This window comes from Corallococcus sp. AB011P (assembly GCF_003611605.1).
Classification (GTDB): Bacteria; Myxococcota; Myxococcia; order Myxococcales; family Myxococcaceae; genus Corallococcus; species Corallococcus coralloides.
Genome location: NZ_RAVX01000001.1, coordinates 1,194,488 through 1,212,389, shown reverse-complemented (window position 1 = coordinate 1,212,389; position 17,902 = coordinate 1,194,488). Strand labels below are relative to the sequence as shown.

The 17,902-nt window shown below is 70.6% G+C and carries 12 protein-coding genes; 7 read left to right on the top strand and 5 right to left on the bottom strand.

Going from position 1 to position 17,902, the window contains the following annotated elements; all coding sequences use genetic code 11:
- Position 1: 1 nt before the first annotated feature.
- Both D7X30_RS05140 and D7X30_RS05135 read left to right on the top strand, forming a co-directional pair.
- Positions 2-2,674, top strand: coding sequence for a cation-translocating P-type ATPase (locus tag D7X30_RS05140; RefSeq protein WP_120561654.1), 2,673 nt, complete (start codon positions 2-4; stop codon positions 2,672-2,674).
- Positions 2,675-2,842: 168 nt separating this feature from the next.
- Positions 2,843-4,255, top strand: coding sequence for an L-serine ammonia-lyase (locus D7X30_RS05135; RefSeq protein ID WP_120561763.1), 1,413 nt, complete (start codon positions 2,843-2,845; stop codon positions 4,253-4,255).
- 87 nt (positions 4,256-4,342) lie between these two features.
- Here D7X30_RS05135 and D7X30_RS43535 read toward each other — a convergent pair whose 3' ends face one another.
- Positions 4,343-7,162, bottom strand: coding sequence for a protein kinase (locus D7X30_RS43535; protein WP_120561653.1), 2,820 nt, complete (start codon positions 7,160-7,162; stop codon positions 4,343-4,345).
- 170 nt (positions 7,163-7,332) lie between these two features.
- Here D7X30_RS43535 and D7X30_RS05125 point away from each other — a divergent pair, with 170 nt between their 5' ends.
- Positions 7,333-8,313: a hypothetical protein gene (locus tag D7X30_RS05125; RefSeq protein ID WP_147443115.1), complete on the top strand. Its 981-nt coding sequence runs from the start codon at positions 7,333-7,335 to the stop codon at positions 8,311-8,313.
- Between the two features lie 131 nt (positions 8,314-8,444).
- Here the strand turns inward: D7X30_RS05125 and D7X30_RS05120 are convergent, their stop codons facing one another.
- Both D7X30_RS05120 and D7X30_RS05115 read right to left on the bottom strand, forming a co-directional pair.
- On the bottom strand, positions 8,445-9,893 hold the full coding sequence (locus D7X30_RS05120; protein WP_120561651.1) for a glycoside hydrolase family 6 protein: 1,449 nt from the start codon (positions 9,891-9,893) through the stop codon (positions 8,445-8,447).
- Between the two features lie 135 nt (positions 9,894-10,028).
- Positions 10,029-10,994 carry a DUF4440 domain-containing protein gene (locus D7X30_RS05115; protein ID WP_158619207.1) on the bottom strand — a complete coding sequence of 322 codons (966 nt, stop codon included), beginning with the start codon at positions 10,992-10,994 and terminating at the stop codon, positions 10,029-10,031.
- A 183-nt stretch (positions 10,995-11,177) separates the two neighbouring features.
- On the opposite strand from D7X30_RS05115, the gene D7X30_RS05110 reads away from it, so the two are divergent.
- Both D7X30_RS05110 and D7X30_RS05105 read left to right on the top strand, forming a co-directional pair.
- Complete coding sequence (locus D7X30_RS05110; protein WP_120561649.1) at positions 11,178-13,628, top strand: acylase; 2,451 nt, start codon at positions 11,178-11,180, stop codon at positions 13,626-13,628.
- Between the two features lie 325 nt (positions 13,629-13,953).
- Positions 13,954-14,712 (top strand): hypothetical protein, encoded by a 759-nt coding sequence (locus tag D7X30_RS05105; protein WP_120561648.1) that lies wholly within the window; start codon positions 13,954-13,956, stop codon positions 14,710-14,712.
- 12 nt (positions 14,713-14,724) lie between these two features.
- On the opposite strand, the gene D7X30_RS05100 is transcribed toward D7X30_RS05105, so the two are convergent.
- Positions 14,725-15,312, bottom strand: a complete 588-nt coding sequence (locus D7X30_RS05100) for a regulatory protein RecX (RefSeq protein ID WP_120561647.1) — start codon at positions 15,310-15,312, stop codon at positions 14,725-14,727.
- On the bottom strand, positions 15,305-16,339 hold the full coding sequence (locus tag D7X30_RS05095; protein WP_120561646.1) for an AraC family transcriptional regulator: 1,035 nt from the start codon (positions 16,337-16,339) through the stop codon (positions 15,305-15,307). Before D7X30_RS05095 ends, D7X30_RS05100 begins: the two co-directional genes overlap by 8 nt.
- Positions 16,340-16,438: 99 nt before the next feature.
- Here D7X30_RS05095 and D7X30_RS05090 point away from each other — a divergent pair, with 99 nt between their 5' ends.
- Positions 16,439-17,197 carry an SDR family oxidoreductase gene (locus D7X30_RS05090; protein ID WP_120561645.1) on the top strand — a complete coding sequence of 253 codons (759 nt, stop codon included), beginning with the start codon at positions 16,439-16,441 and terminating at the stop codon, positions 17,195-17,197.
- Positions 17,198-17,311: 114 nt separating this feature from the next.
- On the top strand, positions 17,312-17,737 hold the full coding sequence (locus D7X30_RS05085; RefSeq protein ID WP_120561644.1) for a YciI family protein: 426 nt from the start codon (positions 17,312-17,314) through the stop codon (positions 17,735-17,737).
- Positions 17,738-17,902: the final 165 nt, after the last annotated feature.

Here is a 17,902-nt window from a genome sequence, read left to right as displayed (position 1 = left end):
CATGTCGGAGCAGAAGAAGAGCGGGTCGCGGTTCGGCACGTTGAACATCAAGGGCCTCAAGGAGGCGGAAGCAGGCGGCAACGCCGTGCAGCGCCACGTCCACGGCCCGGGGTGCAACCACGACCACGGTCACGACCCCGACGAGGCGGACGGCTTGACCCACGTCCACACTGCCTCCTGCGCCCATGGCCACGACCACGGGCATGACCACCACGGACATGCCCACTCCCAGCGCGTCATCCGTCCGCCGGCGCACCGTCCGGCGGAGGGAGGCGGCTCGGCGCTCCAGCTGGACCTGGAGGGCACGCTGCCGGGAGAGACGGACGAGCAGGGCCGCTTCGCGCGGCTGGAGGCGGCCCTGGAGTCGCAGCACGGCATCACCGACGTGCACCTGCGCCGCGACGCGGGACACGCGGAGGTGTGCATCCACTACCAGCCGTCACTGGTGAGCGTGTCGAAGCTGGTGACGCTCGCGCAGAAGACGGGCGCAAAGGTGGCCGCGCGCTACCTGCATCACACCTGGTTCGTGCGCGGGATGGGCTCCGCGGACGCGGCCCAGGTCATCGAGCACGCGGTCTCCAAGATGAAGGGCGTGCTCACCGCCAGCGTCGCGTACGCCAGCGAGCGCCTGGTCATCGAATACGACAAGGAGGAGCTGAAGCTTCCGGACGTGGAGGCCCGGGTGAAGTCGCTCGGGTACGGGCTGGAAGTGCCCATGGCCGGCCACGCCTGTTCGCACCACGCGCACGGCGGCGGTCTGGCGCCGCTCCTGGAGCTGCCCCTGGTCGTCGCCTCCGGCGTGCTGTTGGCCGCGGGCTTCGTGGTGGAGCACTTCGCGCTGGCGCCGCCGCTGGTGGCCACGGTGCTCTGGGCGCTGTCCATGGCGAGCGGGGGTTTCTTCGCCATCCGGGGGTCGGTGCAGTCCATCGCGCAGCTGCGCATCGACATCGAAACGATGATGGTGGTGGCGGCGCTGGGCGCGGCGGTGCTCGGCGCCTGGTTCGAGGGCGCGTTCCTGCTCTTCCTCTTCAGCGCGGGCCACGCGCTGGAGCACCGGGCCATGGAGAAGGCGCGCCGTTCCATTGAAGCGCTGGGCCAGCTGCGCCCGGAGGTGGCGCGCGTGCGCCGGGGCTCGGAGGTCGTGGAGGTGCCGGTGGCGGACGTGAAGCGCGGCGAGCGCATCGTCGTGCGCCCGGGCGACCGCGTCCCGCTGGACGGCGTCATCCTCGAAGGCAAGAGTTCCCTGGACCAGGCGGCCATCACCGGCGAGTCCATGCCGGTGGCGCGCAAGCCGGGTGACGAGGTGTTCTCCGGCACCATCAACTGCGAGGCGGCGCTGGAGGTGGAGGTGACGCGCCTGTCGTCGGAGTCCGTGCTGGCGCGCGTGGTGGACATGGTGGCGCAGGCGGAGGCGCAGAAGGGCAAGCGGCAGCGCTTCGCCCAGCGGCTGGAGCGCACCGTGGCGCCGCTCGTGATGGCGGCGGCGGTGGTGTTCCCGGTGGTGCTGGTGCTGACGGGCACGCCCATGAAGGAAGCGGTGCTGCGCGCGGTGGGGCTGCTGGTGGCCGCGTCGCCGTGCGCGCTGGCCATCTCCACGCCGTCCGCCGTGCTCTCCGCGGTGGCGGCGGCCGCGCGCGGCGGCGTGCTGATCAAAGGCGGCATCTACCTGGAGCTGCTGAGCGGCATCCGCGCCATCGCCTTCGACAAGACGGGCACGCTCACCGTGGGCCGCCCCCGGCTGCTCACCACGTGGGCCGCGCCGGGCGTGACGCGCGAGGAGCTGTTGGGCACCGCCGCGGGCGTGGAGGCGCTGTCCGCGCACCCGCTGGCCAAGGCGGTGGTGGACGGCGCCGCCGAGGCTCGCATCGCAGTGCCCGCGGGCCGCGACCTGGAGGCCATCCACGGCCAGGGCATCCGCGCGAAGGTGGGCGACGACGCGGTGGAGGTGGGCAGCACGGCCCTCTTCGCGGGCGAGGCGATTCCCTCGGAGGTCACCGCCGAGGTGGCGCGGCTGGAGGAGGCGGGCCAGACGACGATGGTGGTGCGCCGCGCGGGCCGCTACCTGGGCGTGCTGGGCGTGGCGGACACGCTGCGCGGCGGCGCCCGGCAGGTGGTGCAGGCGCTGAAAGCGGGCGGCATCGAGCGCACGGTGATGCTGTCTGGCGACAACGCGCTCGTGGCGCGCTCCATCGCGCAGCAGGTGGGCCTGGACGAAGCGAAGGCGCCGCTGATGCCCGTGGACAAGGTGACGGCGGTGAAGGAGCTGGGCCGCACGCACCCGGTGGCCATGGTGGGCGACGGCGTCAACGACGCGCCCGCGCTCGCCGCCGCCGCGGTGGGCGTGGCCATGGGCGGCGCCGGCAGCGACGCGGCGCTGGAGACGGCGGACGTGGTGCTGATGAGCGACGACCTGGCGAAGCTGCCCTTCGCGCTGGAGCTGTCCAAGCGCGCCACGGCCGTGATGAAGCAGAACCTGGTCATCGCGCTGGGCGTGAGCGCGGTGCTCGTGGTGGCCGCCGTGCTGGGCCTCACGCGCATCAGCCAGGCCGTGGTGCTCCACGAGGGCAGCACGCTGCTCGTCGTCTTCAATGGACTGCGCCTGCTCGCCTTCCGGCCGAAGACGCCCGCCTCGCCGCCCCAGCCCGCCACGGGGCCCCAGCCCGCCGCCGGTTAGCCCGCACGCGTCATGCTTGGCGTGGCAACTTCCCCTACGCCCGGAGGAGCGGGCGCACGCGGGACGTGTTGTCTTGCAGGCTGCATGACTTGAAGTGGATGCATGCAGCGCGTCGTGAGCAGGGTGTCACAGGCGGCGCGTGTTGAACGTGGCATGGTGGGAAGTGCCATGCCTGTCAGCGTCTTCGACCTCTTCAAGATTGGAATTGGACCCTCCAGCTCGCACACGGTGGGGCCCATGCGCGCGGCCCGCACGTTCGTGGTGGGGCTGTCGGACGCGGGGCTCCTGGAGCGCGTGACGCGGCTCAAGGTGGAGCTGTTCGGTTCGCTGGGCGCGACGGGCAAGGGGCACGGCAGCGACAAGGCGGTGCTGCTGGGCCTGCGCGGCGACACGCCCGAGGACGTGGACGTGGAGAAGGTGCCGGCCATCGTCGCGCACTGGCGCGCGGAGGGGCGCGTGTCGCTGCTCCAGCGGCTGGTGCTCCCCTTCCGCGACGGCGAGCACCTGGTGATGCACAAGCGCAAGGTGCTGCCCTACCACCCCAACGGCATGCGATTCACCGCGTTCGGCGAGGGCGGGGAGACGCTGGCCTGCCGCATCTACTACTCGGTGGGCGGCGGCTTCGTGGTGGACGAGCAAGCGGCGACGGGCGCGGATCCGCTGCGCGCGGAGAGCGCGTCGGTGCCGCTGCCCTTCAAGTCCGCGGAGGAACTGCTCAAGCACTGCGAGCGGGAGAAGCAGCCCATCAGCACGGTGATGCTGCGCAACGAGCTGACGTCGCGGAGCGAGGAGGACATCCGCGCGGGGCTCCTGCGCATCTGGACGGTGATGCAGGCGTGCGTGACGCGCGGGTACACCACGGGTGGCATCCTGCCCGGCGGGTTGAAGGTGGAGCGGCGCGCGGCGGCGATGTACCAGCGGCTCATCAGCCGGCCGGAAGCGGGGCTCACCAATCCGTTGACGGTGCTGGACTGGGTGAACCTGTACGCGCTCGCGGTGAACGAGGAGAACGCGGCGGGCGGGCGCGTCGTTACCGCGCCCACCAACGGCGCGGCGGGCATCATCCCGGCGGTGCTGCACTACTACTGGCGCTTCGTGCCGGGGGCGAACGCGGACGGCGTGGTGCGCTTCCTCCTCACGGCGGGCGCCATTGGCTCGCTCTACAAGGAGAACGCATCCATCAGCGGCGCGGAGGTGGGCTGCCAGGGCGAGGTGGGCAGCGCGTGCTCCATGGCCGCGGGAGGGCTCGCGGAGGTGCTGGGCGGCACGCCGCTGCAGGTGGAGAACGCGGCGGAGATCGCCATGGAGCACAACCTGGGGCTCACCTGCGACCCGATTGGCGGACTGGTGCAGGTGCCCTGCATCGAGCGCAACGCGATGGCGTCCGTGAAGGCCATCAACGCGGTGCGCATGGCGCTGTCCGGTGACGGGAAGCACTTCGTCAGTCTGGACAAGGTCATCAAGACGATGCGCGACACCGGCCGCGACATGAAGGACAAGTACAAGGAGACCGCGCGCGGCGGCCTCGCGGTCAACGTCCTGGAGGTCGCGAACCTCAGCGTCGGCCTGCCGGAGTGCTGACGGCTCCGGCGGATTGAAGCGCTACCGCCCGCGAGTGTCGCGCGTAGCGGACGCAGGCAGCAGCCCTCGACACCCGCGCGGCCAGGCCTACCGCCTGCGCTTGCCACCGCGCCCGGCGGACACGGGCACCGCCTTTACCACCGGCGCGGGCCTCGCGGAGAGCCACGCCTCGACCTCCTTCGACTGCGCCGTGCGCCCCGCGGACCTGAAGCGCGCGAGCGCCTGTGACGCCGCGTCGCGCGCCTCCGCTTCGTCGCCCTCCGTCCACAGCGCTTGCGCCAGCGCGAAGCCGGACTCGCCCAGCGAGTCCTCCTGCACGTCCTTGAAGGACAGCGCCTGCTTCAGCGAGGCAATCGCGTCGCGCGTGCGGCCCAGGCCCAACTGCGCCTGCCCCACGCCATCCAGCGAGTAGTAGACCAGCTCGTCCTCTGGCCCCAGCTTCGCCTCCTTCACCTTCCGCGCTTCCTCGTAGTCCCGCAGCGCGTCCTCGTAGCGCTTGAGCGCGAGCAGGCTCATGCCCTCCTCGTCCAGCGCCTCCGCCAGCTTCACGCTCTGGTTCCCCAACAGCGTGCGGTGCAGCGACACCGACACCCGCGCGTGCTCCAGCGCTCCGGTGAAGTCCCGCTGTTCGCGCAGCGCCATGGACAGCGCCTGATGCCGGCGCGCCGTGTCCAGGTGCACGGGCCCCATCGCCTTCTCCGTCTGGGCGAGCGCGTCCTTCAGCACCGTCACCGCCTGCGCGCTCTTGCCCGTCTCCAGCAGCGTGCGCCCCAGCGTGAACGCCACCCGCGCCCGCTTGGGGTGCCCGTCCGGCAGCGCCTTCGCCAGGAGCCCCGACGCCTGCTCCAGCAGCTTCAGCGCGTCGTCCGGGTGGTCCTGCATCAGCGCGAGGTTGGCCGCGTTCACCTTCAGGTCGCTCTCCAACACCGCGTCGCCGCCCACGCGCTTGAGCGTCGCCTCGCCCAGCCGGCCCCAGCGCTGCGCGAGCGCGAACTGCTCCTGCTCGCCGTCCACGTAGAGCAACTTGTTCATCACCGCCACCGCGAGCCGGTCCGCCCTGCCGGCCTCCGCGTCGTAGACGGCCTGCTCCAGCACCGCGCCGCCCGCGGCCTTTTCGCCCAGCACAGCCTGCGCCCAGCCCAGGTGGAATCTCAGCTCCGCCATCAGCGGCAGGTAACCCGTGGCCATGACGCGCGCTTCCGCGGCCTTCGCCAACTCCAGCGCCTTGGGCATCCGGCTCAGGTCCACGCGGGCCTTCACGTCCGCCAGCGTCCCCTCCAACTCCTCCAGCTCCGCGCGCTTCGCGGGATCCGCGGGCCGGGGCTGCAGCTCCGTCAGCGACTCCACGTCCGCGCAGTCGCCCGGCGAGGGCAGCGCGTACGCCGCGTCCAGCGACTTGTCCACCAGCGCCACGTCCGCCGTCTGTAGCGTGGCCACCAGCGCGCCCAGGTCCTTGCGCCGCCGCTCCAGGCACACGAAGCGCTGGGACAGCAGTTCCTCCGTCTGCACCTCGCGCACGCGCGTGTCCTCGCACGCCGCCGTGTGCTGCTGCGCCCACTCCGCGCCGTAGCCGTCCAGCACCACGCCCACCCGGCGCGCCATGTCCTGCGCCACCGGGCTCTTCGTCGCGAGGAACGACTGCATCACCTTCTCGCGCGCGTCCGGCCCCCAGCGCTCCGCCACCAGGTTCGCCGCCCCCTCGCACACCTGCGAGCGCGACCACGCCACCCCGCCCGCCACGCCCAGCACCACCGTGGCCGCCACCGCCGCTCCCGCGCGGCGCTGGAGCAGGGCCCGCCGCTCACGCTGGCCCAGCACCGTCAACAGCTCCGCCATGGAGCGGAACCGGTCGCGAGGCTCCAGCGACAACCCCTTCATCAGCGCGCGGCGCACCCACGCCGGCACCTTCGAGTCGCGCGGCGGCTCCAGGATGGGCGACGGCGGCAGCACCTGCACCGCCGCGGCCTTGGTCACGCCGGGCTCGTCAGCCGCCCCCCCCTGGGGCCGCAGCTGGGACGCCACGCGCGACAGCTCGTCCGGGTCGAACGGGCGGATGCCATACAGCGCGCGGTACAGCGCCGCGCAGAAGCTGAATTGATCCGACCGCGAGTCCAGCAGCTCGCCCCGGAACTGCTCCGGGGACATGTACGCGGGCGTGCCCATCACCAGGCCCGCCTGCGTGAGCTGCGAGTTCAACGGCGAGTCGTCCCCCACCGGCCGCGTGCGCTCGCCGTCCTCGTCGTCGTCCTCCGCCTCGCCCATGGGCCGCGCCAGCCCGAAGTCAGTGACGTAGACGCGCCCGTCCTTGCCCACCAGCACGTTGGCCGGCTTGAAGTCCCGGTGCACCAACCCCGCCGTGTGCGCCGCCTCCAGGCCCCGCCCCGCCGCCAGGTACTTGTCCAACAGCTCCTGCCACGTCCGGGGCTTCGCCTTCGTCCAGTCCCGCAGCGTGCCACCGTCCACCAGCGCCATCGCCACGTAGACCTGATGGTCCCACTGCCCCACCTCGAAGACGGGGATGACGTTGGGATGGGAGATGCGCGCCATGGCCTGCGCCTCGCGCAAGAGCCGCGCCCGCCCCTGCTCCAGGTCCTCGTGGCCGCCCTTCACCCGCAGGAGCTTCAGCGCCACCTTGCGGTCCAGGTCCGGGTCATAGGCGGCGTACACCACCCCCATGCCCCCCTGCCCCAGCACCTTCAGCGGGACGAACCGGCCCACCTGCCGCGAGGACAGCCGCTGCGACTCGCCGCCCCCCGTCCCTCGCGAGGGCGCCGAGGCCTCCGCCCCACCCCGCCCCGTCGCGGGCGCGCTACCGCGACCCGTACCGTAAGTTTCTCGCGACGTCGAAACGCGAGGCGCGGAGCCGGGCGCGGAAGGCCCGTCGTCCCTGTCATGCCGGTTCGCCATGGGTCCAGTGTACCCCTCACTCCAGGATTCCATGTTTCTCGGCCCGGCCACCTGCCCGGTTGCGTCTGAAATCGCGCGTTTCCGTCAAAAGCCGTGATCCAGAAGCAACCTCCAAAGTCCTGCGCGGATAATGCGGGAGAAAAAAGACCCAGACGCGACAGGAGATGCCCGTGGCCATCAACATTGGCGCCAAGCTCGATTCGGTCATGGCCCGCATCCGCCAGGCCTCGGCGGAACGCGCGGCGGCGGCCCAGTCCGTGAAGGAGCCCCTGCCGGACGCGCCGGACGCCAAGGCGCTCAACCCCGCGGAAGGCCGCTACCTGGACTCCTTCGAGGAGGAGCGCGCCAAGAAGATGGGCCTGCCCTCCCTGGCCGCCCCCCCGCCTCCGGGCACGGACCCGGCCGCCAGCGCCATCCCCACCAACGAGGCGACGCAGGCCCAGAAGGAGCAGGGCTGGAACGCGCCGCAGACGACCGTCGCGCAGACGAGCAAGAAGGGCTGCGCGGAGGCCACCCTCACCTACCTGGAGCAGTCCAGCGCCGAGGAGGCCGTCCCGCTGACGCAGCAGGAGGCCCGCGAGAAGGTGCGCAACAAGGCGGGCACGATTGCCACGGGCGTGAGCGACCAGGTGGCCGTGAACCTGGATGACGGCGCGACCCCGGACGAGATGGGCGCCATGCTCGGCACCATGGGCATCAAGGTCACCAAGGGCTTCGGCGAGTGCAACACGGACGCGCTCAGCGGCGCGCTGAAGCACGGGCAGATGGCCCTGGCGATGGTGGACTCCAACGCGCTGCTCAACATGACGCTGGCGGAAGATGAGCAGCTCCCGGAGACCGGCGAGCTGCACTGGCTCACCATCGACGGAGTGAACCCGGGCCTGAGCGATAGCACGGACGACGACCTCTACCGCGTGCGCGACCCCATCAACGGCGCCTACTGGGTGCCGGCCAGCGACCTGAAGAAGAGCATCGAGCAGGCCCAGGAGAAGCACGGCAGCGGCGGCGTGATGACGGTGCAGAAGGACGGCACCGCGAAGACGGACGAACAGCGCCAGGCCCTGGCCCGCTCGAACCTGGAGCGCACCCAGCCCCTGGGCAAGGGCAACGGCGGCGCCAGCCGGCGCCTGAGCGTGGGCGAGTCCAGCTAGAGCCCCCGGCACCTCTCTGCTTCACCCCAACGCCTTCCCCAGCCTCGCGCCGGGGAAGGCGGTTCCACGTCCGGAGGACTCCAGCGGCTCGCCCCCCCAGCGTGACGGGACGGAGGCGAGGCTCGTGGGGCTCAGGTGCCGTCGATGAGGCGGTTCGCCAGGTCCGGGCTGAACTGCCCGGCGGGCGTGCCCGGGGCGATGCCGCACTGGCCATCCGAGTCGCCCGGCGTCTTCACCCACAGGAGCAGCTCCGCGCCGCCGCCCGTCTGGGACGTCACGCCCAGCTTGCGGCCACCGGGGTTGCACCACTCGCCGTTGGAGCCGTTGCCGTTGCGGCTGGTGTCGATGATGTACTGCCGCGTGTAGCCGTAGCGGCTGTTCAGCGCGGCGTTCACCGCGTTGCCGTACGTGGTGGACTGCACGGTGGGGTAGAAGTTGGAGACGTTGAGGGAGAAGCCGCGCACGTTGCGCACGCCCGCGGACTCCAGCCGCTGCGCCATGGTGTCGGCGGCGATCCAGCTCGCGTTGCCGCCGTCCAGGTACGTCCAGGTGTTGGGCGCGCGGTCGCGCAGCTGCTCGGAGGCGTAGCGAATGAGGCTCAGCCGCGTGGCGCGCTCCGTGTCGTTGGGCAGGCAGTCGAGCTGTGCGACGCCGTCCGGCTCCACGATGACCACCGCCGGCCGGCTGCCGATGGCCGTCGCGAAGGCGGAAATCCAGGCGCGGTACGCGTCCGCGCTGCCCGCTCCGCCGCCGGAGTGGCTGCCGCAGTCGCGGCCGGGGATGTTGTAGGCCACCAGCACGGGCAGCTTGTCCGCCGCGTCCGCCGCCGCCACGAAGTTGGACACATCCTGGGCGATGTTGCTGTTCCAGTTGCCGAACCAGCGCGCCATCGGCTTCGAGGCGATGGACGCGTTGATGCGCGACGCGCGGCCGTCACCGCTGTTGTTGCGCACCCACACCGCGGGGTTGGAGTTGGGGTCCACGTAGAAGCCGCTCGTCATCGCCACCGGGCCGGAGCCGGAGCCGCTCTCCGTGGTGAGCGAGATGTCATCCAGCCGCACGGTGACGGCGTTGGCGCGGCCACCCAGCTGGAACGTCACCTGCCCCTGGCTCGTGGACAGCGAGGACGTGAACGGGAACGAGAAGCGCCGCGACGTGCCGTCCAGCGTGAAGGACCGCGTAAGCGTCGACGTGAAGGGCGCCGTCTCCTGCTGCACCGTGGCCTGCGCGGTGATGGTCGCGGTGGCCCGGGCCGTGAAGGCCAGCGTGTACGTCCTGCCCGCCACGAGCGTCACGCCGCTCTGCCCGACAATGGCATCCCACGGGTTGGCGGTGTTCGCCGCCACGTCCACACGCCACAGGCCGCTCTCCACATACGACTGCGTGCTGGCGTTGTTCCACCACGGCGCCACCGAGCCGGAGCTAAAGGTGCCGTTGGTGAGCAACTCCGTGAGCGCGGCCTCCTGAGCAGTCAGGGCCGGAGCTTCAGGAGTGACGGGCTCGGCCGGGCCACAGGCCGCGAGCGCGAGCAGCGGAACGAACGACAGCGACAGCCGACGCACGGAACGAGGGGTACGCATGAAGGGGAACTCCTCAGCACAGGGAGCTCCCTTCTTGCGGCGCGTCAGTCAGGAATACAAGACTAAACGGCTATTTCAGCTCTTGACAGAATATTGCTGAAACATTCACGCCAAGGGGCCAACCAGGGCGATGTGTCACGGCCCCTGAGGGCCGGGGCTGGCATTGCCGCCGTCGGTGACGTAGCGCCACTGTCCATCGGCCTGCCGGCGCCAGACGGTGAGGTACTTCACGTGGTCCACCTCCGGCTGGCCCTGCTCGTTCTTGCCCGTGGAGATGGCACGGCCCACCGTGTACGCGAGGTCGCCAGAGCCCGCCGCGTCTCCCAGCACCGGCTCCCAGCGCAGGTCGATGGCCTCCAGCGTGAACGGCGCGTACGCCTTCGCGATGGCGTCATGGCCGAAGATGCCAGCGGATCCGAGCGGCATCACCGCGTCCTGTGCGGCCCAGGCGGCGAAGGCCTTGCCCATGCCCTCGGTGACGGACATGGCGGAGAACGCGCTGTCCGCGGCCTTCGCCTCCTCCAGCACCTTCGCGGGCGGAAGCGCGCGCGGCTCCGGCGCCGGCAGCGTGGACGAAGGCGTGAAGCCCGCGGGCGCCGTCATCGGCGTCTTGGTGGCGTTGAGCACCGCCACCGCCACGCGCCACTGCCCGTCCGGCTGACGCTTCCACGCGGTGATGTAGCGCGCGGTCGGCCGCACCGACGTGCCTCCCGACTCCACGGACACGTTGCCCACCGAGTACCCCAGCGTCCCGTCCGCGCTGACGTCCCAGCGCACGGGCGCCCAGCGCACCTTGCCCTCCGCCTCCAGCGGATGCGCGGCCAGCCACGCACGGATGGCCTCCCTACCCTTCGGCGCGTACGTGCCATCCACCAGCAACACCGCGTCGTCCGCGACGAAGTCCGCGAACGCCTGCGCCGAACCGGACTTCTCCGCCGCGTCCGACATGGCCTGGTCCGCCGCGCGCAACCCCGCGCGCTGGTCCTCCAGCGACTGCCGCGCCGCCACGGCCTCCGCGCCCGGCCCGGAGGCCTTCGCCCCACCACACCCCAGGGTCCCCAACGCCGCGACGACGAGCGCGCCCGCGAACATCCGTTTCATGTGCTGGTTTCCTTTCGTGAAACACCGGGCCCGCGCGCCATGTCCGGCACCCCGGGCTCCCAGGCCGCGAGCCATACACGTAAACACGGAATTCCGCTCGCCTCGTGTCCCGGCGCGATCCAGGAATGATGCGTTTCTACAATTAGGAGGGAATTTCTCCTCGCCGTGAAAGGAATCCCTCGAATGGATGGACGTAACGGAAGGACCGGCGGCGCCCGGCTGCTGCCGCTGACGGCGTTGCTGCTGGCCACCGGGTGTGAGCCGCGCACCGCGACGCCTCCGGCGCCGGAAGGCCCCACCGCGTCGGTGAAGTTGGGGGCGGGCAGCCTCTCCGCCACCGTGCGCAGGACGGCGCACGGCATTCCCCACGTGCTGGCGGACGACTTCGCGGGTGTGGGCTACGGCTACGGCTACGCGTTCGCGCAGGACAACTTCTGCGCGCTGATGGACGCGCTGGTGACGGTGAACGCCGAGCGCTCGCGCTACTTCGGGCCGGACGGCACGTACCTGGCCGCGCTGGGCAGCCAATACAACAACCTGAAGAGCGACTTCTTCTACCAGGCCATCAACGACGACGGCACGGTGGAGGCGCTGCTGGCGAAGCCGCCGCCCCTGGGCCCGTCCCAGGACGTGCGCGAGCTGGTGCGCGGCTACACGGCGGGCATCAACCGCTATCTGACGGAGACCGGCGTGGACGGGCTGACGGATCCGCGCTGCAAGGGCGCGGCCTGGGTGCGCCCCATCACCGAGCGCGACCTGTACCGGCGCTACTACCAGCTCAGCCTCTTCGCCAGCTCGCTCTTCTTCCTGGACGCGCTGGTGGACGCGAAGCCCCCGTCCCTCCTGCCGGACGGCACGCTGCCCCTGCCGCTGCCCGTGCCCGCCACGCTGGACCGCAAGGTCTTCCCCAGCTCGGAGACGCTGGGCCTGGGCAGCAACGCCTTCGGCCTGGGCAGCCAGGCCACGCGCAACGGCAAGGGCATGCTGCTGGCCAATCCGCACTTCCCCTGGGAAGGCTCGGAGCGCTTCTACGAGGCCCACCTCACGGTGCCGGGCAAGCTCAACGTCTCCGGCGTGAGCCTGCTGGGCGTGCCCGCCATCCTCATCGGCCACAACGAGACGCTGGCCTGGAGCCACACCGTCTCCACCGCGTACCGCTTCACCCCCTTCGAGCTGAAGCTCATCCCGGGCTTCCCCACGAAGTACCTGTACGACGGCCAGATTCGCGACATGACCACCCGCACCGTCACGGTGCAGGCGAAGACGGCGGACGGCTCGCTCACGCCGCGTCAGCACACCTTCTACCGTTCGCACCTGGGCCCGATGATGGAGTACCCATCCGGCCTGATGACGTGGAACGGCCTCACCGGCTACGCGTTCCATGACGCCAACGCCTCCAACCTGCGCCTGCTGGACGCGTTCTTCGCCATGGACCGCGCGACCAACGTGGACGAGCTGCGCACGGCGCAGGCCACCTGGCAGGGCATCCCGTGGGTGAACACCATCGCAACGGACGCGCAGGGCCGCGCGTACTACGCGGACATGAGCGTGGTGCCGCACGTCACCGACGCGAAGCTTTTGCGCTGCGTGCTGTCCCCCATCCCGCTGCTGGTGCTCGCGAGCGCGGGGCTGCCGGTACTGGACGGCTCGCGCTCCGACTGCGCGCTCGGCAGCGACGCGGACGCGGTGGAGCCGGGCATCTTCGGCCCGGGCAGCCTGCCGCGCCTCACCCGCGCCGACTACGTCACCAACTCCAACGACAGCTACTGGCTGCCCAACCCCGCCCAGCCGCTCACCGGCTTCCCGCGCATCCTGGGCGGTGAGAAGAACGTGCGCAGCCTGCGCACCCGCCTGGGCCTGAAGATGGTGCAGGGCCGCATCGCGGGCACGGACGGCCTGGAGGGCCAGGGCTTCACGCTGGAGCAACTCCAGACGGTGATGTTCAACAACCGCAACTACTCCGGCGAGCTGCTGCGCGACGCCGCGGTGTCGCTGTGCCGCCGCACGCCCTTCGTGCTGATGCCGGACCTCACCTTCGAGGACCTGCGCCCCGCCTGCCCCGTGCTGGCCGCGTGGGACCTGAAGGGCGACCTGGACAGCCGGGGCGAGCTGCTCTGGCGCGTGTTCCTCTTCACCGCGGTGGGTGCCACCGGCGGGCCGTACCTGGTGCCCTTCAACGCGAACGACCCCGTCAACACGCCGCGCACGCTCAACACGCTGAACCCGCAGGTGGCCCAGGCGCTGGGCACCGCCATCCGCACGCTGCGCGAGCGCAACATCCCGCTGGATGCGACGACGGGCTCCGTGCAGGGCAAGCGCAAGAACGGCATCTTCTACCCGGTGCACGGCTGCGCCCACGACGAGGGCTGCTTCAACCAGATCGCCAACCAGCTCCTGCCGGACGGCACGTATGAGCCCGTCCTGGGCTCCAGCTTCGTCATGGCCGTGTCCTTCACGGACGCAGGGCCCGTGGCGAAGTCCGTGCTCACCTACTCCCAGTCCACCAACCCGGCCTCGCCCTGGTTCGCGGACCAGACGGCGATGTTCTCCCAGAAGCAGTGGGTGGACCGGCGCTACACGGAGGCGGAGATCGCCGGAGACCCGGCGCTGACCGTCACACACCTCCAGGAGTAGTCAAAGCCAGACAGCAGGCCCATGCGGCCCGGTGTCCTTCCACCACGCGGGAGGGACGCCGGGCCGCGGTTTTTTTTGGGACGAGAGAAGAATGGTCGCGCCGGAAAGTAGCAATGTCATCGCATTCCCAGACGCTCCGCACTGCTTGGAAACGCGCCTGTTCAACGCACTTTCCGAGGTCTCAAGAATCCCAAATTGTTGCACTTGGCAAGGATTGTCAGGCCAACCCCCAGAAGGCAGAGTTCACTATGGGTGAAATAGGAATTCCCCTCCAGGAGGCGCACTCCCGCGTCCCTCTCCGGGATTCCCACCCGAGGAGACCCCCGTGAAGATGCTTCATTGGAGTGCGGCGGCGCTGGCGCTGTTCATCGTGGCCTGCGGCCCCGTGGAGGAGCAGCCGCTGGCGCCCGAGCCCGCGGCGCTGGAGACGCTGGAGACGCAGGAGGCGGCGCTGGCGACCCGGGCCTGTACGAACAGCCTGGGATGCCGGGAGGCTTGTGCCTGCCAGGGCGGATTCTGCGTACCGGACGGGTTCGGGCCGCCGCCGCCCGAGGGCCACTGTGACCAGGCGCCCGTGCGCGCCTGCAACGCGGGTTCGGACTGCGCCTCCGGCTGCAACTGCGTGGGCAACGTCTGCGTCAATGACGGCTTCAGCCCGCCCGCCAACTGCCTGCTGGCGCCTCCGGATTCGTACGAGAGCGACAACACGCACACCACCGCGTCCTCGTACCTGGGCACGCCGCAGCTCAACCACTCCTTCCACCGCCAGAACGACGTGGACTGGGTGCTGGTGGCCACGCCGATCAACCAGGTGATGACGGTGGAGACCTACAACCTGCGCAACGGCCCGTGGATGCGCATCGACATCTACGCGTACAACTACGCCACCCGCACGCTGGGCGCGCTCGTGGGCAGCACGTCGAGCACCGTCTGCTCGCAGATCACCCCGTCCTGCTTCGTCTACCGCGCGACGGCGAACGTCGTGGCGAATGGCGTCTACGCGGTGAAGATCACCGACGCGCGCAACCGGCCGTCGGGGTCCGACTACACGCCCACCGCGAAGTACGACCTGAAGATGTACTGAGCCCCAGGGCCATCAGTCGCGGGACGGCAGGTCGTCCGCCGTCCCGTCGATGATGCGCTTCGCGATGGCGAAGGAGAAGCCCGCGCGGGCGAGCGCCGCCAGGTCCTTCTTGCGGTTCTCCTCGCGCGTGCTCAGGTCGCGCCGGTAGGGGCCCAGCCGCTTCTTGCGCGCCCAGATGCGGGCGGCGGCGTCCTCGGGCACGTCCTGGGTGGCCTCCGCCAGCTTCTCCTGCACCAGCTCCGGCGCCACGCCCTTCATGCGCAGCTTCTGGGTGATGACGCGCGCGCTGCGGCCGGACGCACGCAGCGAGTGCACTCGCGTCTCCGCGTAGGTCCGGTCATTGATGAGGCCGTTGCGGATGAGCTTCTCCGCCAGCGCGTCCACCCAGCCCACGGCCTCCGCGCGGTCGGTGCCGTGGAACTTCACGGAGCGGTCCACCCGGCGCATCATCACGCGCTTGAGCTGGCTCACCGTGGCCGCGTACCTCTTGAGGTAGTGCAGCGCCGCGTTCTCCAGGTAGCGCTGCGACACCTTCCGGGGCGGCTTCGGTTTGCGAGGCTCCCGGCGGCGTTCCGGGTCCCTGTCGGTGGGATCATCCATGGCGGGACAGCTCTACCACCGGGGTCCGACTCGCGGGGGTGTGTCCGCCGCCCCTCCGGGTGGACCGCCCGGGGCCCGGCTGCCCGGTGGCCCGCCGTGACGGGTCCCCACCCTCGGCGTCCGGTGCCTGGCGCTGCTCCCGCGCGTAATGCGTGGGCGGCAGTCCGACGTGGCGGGTGAAGGCCACGCTGAAGGTGCTCGCGGAGCTGTAGCCGACCTGCTCCGCGACCTCGGCGACGGTGACCTCCTGCTTGCGCCGCAGCAGGTCCTTCGCCAGGGCCATGCGCCAGCCGAGCAGGTACTCCATCGGGGCCATGCCCATCGCGCGGTTGAAGCGCTCGAAGAACGCCGAACGGGACAGCGCGGCCTCCTTCGCCAGCTGCACCACGGTCCACGCCTGGGTCGGGCGCTCGTGCATCCGGCGGATCGCGACGGACAGGCGCTCGTCGGAGAGCCCGCGCAACAGGCCGGGCGACGCCGCGATGCCCGCCGTGGAGCGGAGCGCTTCGATGAGCAGCACCTCCATGAGACGGGCGAGGATGACCTCGCGCGCGGGCCGCCGTTCGCGCGACTCGTCCCTCAAGAGCTCCACGAGGGCGGTGAGCCTCTGCTCACCGCGAACGTGCACGAACTGGGGAAGGAGCGAAACGAGCAGGCTGGCGTCCGGAGAGGCGAAGGCGCAGTACCCCACCATCATCCGGACATCGGGCGGGCCGTGGTGGACGCCGTTCCTGATTTCACCATCGGGCAACACGATGCGAGGCGTCTCGTGCTTTCCCTTCGGTGGCTCGATGCTCGACGTCGTGAAGTCGAACGCCGCGGGAATCAGGACGAAGTCCCCCTTCTCGAGGATGACCGGCTCGCGTCCGTCCACCGCGAGGCGGCTCCGCCCCATGAGGACCGCGCAGTAGAAGGGCCTCCCATTCTCCGCGCGCCGCACCCGCCACCGGCCCGCGCCGCTGACGAGCTTGGAGAACGGGGCGCCCGGCTGGAGCAGCGAAACCACTTCCGCGAGGGGATCGACCATGACCGGACTCCTGCGAATGAAATATGGACTCCCTGTTGTAGCAGGTCCGGATTGCGCTCCCTATACCTGTCACCGGACCCCGCACTGACAGGAACCGCCATGAAGACCCTTTTGATCACCGGCTGCTCGTCTGGCTTCGGACTCGACACCGCCCGCTACTTCCTCGAGCGTGGTTGGAAGGTCATCGCCACGATGCGCAAGCCGCGCGAGGACGTGCTACCCCGCTCGGAGCACCTGCGCGTGCTCCCGCTCGACATCACCGACCCGCGGAGCATCCGCGAACTGGTGGAGGCCGCCGGCCCCATCGACGTGCTGGTCAACAACGCGGGCGTCGGCCTGATGAGCGTCTTCGAAGGCACGTCGATGGAGACGATCCGCGGCACCTTCGAAACGAACACGTTCGGTGCGATGGCCGTGACCCAGGCGTTCCTGCCCGGGTTCAGACAGCAGAAGTCGGGGGTCATCGTGAACGTCTCATCGGGCACGACGCTGAAGCCGCTCCCGCTGCTGGCCGTGTACAGCGCGAGCAAGGCGGCGCTCAACGCGTTCACCGAGTCGCTCGCGCTGGAGCTCCAGCCCTTCAATGTGCGGGTGAGCCTGGTGATTCCGGGGCGGTCCCCGGAGACGCCCTTCGCCCAGAACGCCCAGGCCCGGATTCAGGACCAGGGCGTCTCCGTCCCCGAGGCGTACTCCGGCTTCGTGCGGAGCATCTTCGACAGAAGGACGGAGCAGCAGTCGGGGCCGGTCACCCGGTCGCTCGACGTGGCGGAGGCCATCTGGCGCGCGGTGAACGACCCGTCATCCCCGCTCCGCCAGCCCGCGGGCGCGGACGCCGTGGAGATGGCCCGGTCGAGCTGAGCCCGGGGTTGTGCTTCAAGCGCACCGGCGCGTGAGCTATCCGTGTCGATCCACCGCACGGCCGTTCGTCGTGCGGATGGAGCCACGCCCCACACCCTCACCCCAGGAGCCCCCATGCGCTTCATGCTCATCCCCCGCCCCTCCACCCTCGAGCCCACGCACTCGGACGCGCCCTTCGACGAGGCCGTCTTCATCGCGCAGATGAAATTCAACGAGGAGATGCACAAGGCCGGCGTGCTCATCGCCTCCGAGGGCCTCAGCCCCTCCCCCGGCGCGCACGTCGTCTTCAAGGACGGCAAGTCCAGCGTGAAGGATGGCCCCTACGCGGAGACGAAGGAGCTCATCGGCGGCTTCTACGTGCTGGAGGTCAAGTCGAAGGAGGAGGCCATCGAGTGGGCCCGCCGCTATCCCGGCGGCATGGGCAACGACGACGTGATGGAGGTCCGCCCCCTCACCGGCGCCGGAGACATCCCGCCAGAGCTGGTGACGCTCATCGAGAAGGTGGCCCCCACCTGGAGCCAGACCTTCAAGGCGTCGTGACCCATCCGCGGCGCGGGGCTTCCTGGGCCCGTCAGACGACCATGCGATGCGGCGCTTCCCCTTCCTGGCGCCTCCCCCTCGGAGCCCCCTCCGAGGGGAGGCCCCTGCCCGCTTGCCCTCCAGGCCCGCTCAAGCCGCACCTTCCCCTGGCGCGCCCGGGAGGGT

What these genes read in the sequence shown, in the direction of transcription:
- D7X30_RS05140 (WP_120561654.1), top strand. Translation starts at nt 2, where the DNA reads ATGTCGGAGCAGAAGAAGAGCGGGTCGCGGTTCGGCACGTTGAACATC.
- D7X30_RS05135 (WP_120561763.1), top strand. Translation starts at nt 2,843, where the DNA reads ATGCCTGTCAGCGTCTTCGACCTCTTCAAGATTGGAATTGGACCCTCC.
- D7X30_RS43535 (WP_120561653.1), bottom strand. Translation starts at nt 7,162, where the DNA reads ATGGCGAACCGGCATGACAGGGACGACGGGCCTTCCGCGCCCGGCTCC.
- D7X30_RS05120 (WP_120561651.1), bottom strand. Translation starts at nt 9,893, where the DNA reads ATGCGTACCCCTCGTTCCGTGCGTCGGCTGTCGCTGTCGTTCGTTCCG.
- D7X30_RS05115 (WP_158619207.1), bottom strand. Translation starts at nt 10,994, where the DNA reads ATGAAACGGATGTTCGCGGGCGCGCTCGTCGTCGCGGCGTTGGGGACC.
- D7X30_RS05110 (WP_120561649.1), top strand. Translation starts at nt 11,178, where the DNA reads ATGGATGGACGTAACGGAAGGACCGGCGGCGCCCGGCTGCTGCCGCTG.
- D7X30_RS05100 (WP_120561647.1), bottom strand. Translation starts at nt 15,312, where the DNA reads ATGGATGATCCCACCGACAGGGACCCGGAACGCCGCCGGGAGCCTCGC.
- D7X30_RS05095 (WP_120561646.1), bottom strand. Translation starts at nt 16,339, where the DNA reads ATGGTCGATCCCCTCGCGGAAGTGGTTTCGCTGCTCCAGCCGGGCGCC.
- D7X30_RS05090 (WP_120561645.1), top strand. Translation starts at nt 16,439, where the DNA reads ATGAAGACCCTTTTGATCACCGGCTGCTCGTCTGGCTTCGGACTCGAC.
- D7X30_RS05085 (WP_120561644.1), top strand. Translation starts at nt 17,312, where the DNA reads ATGCGCTTCATGCTCATCCCCCGCCCCTCCACCCTCGAGCCCACGCAC.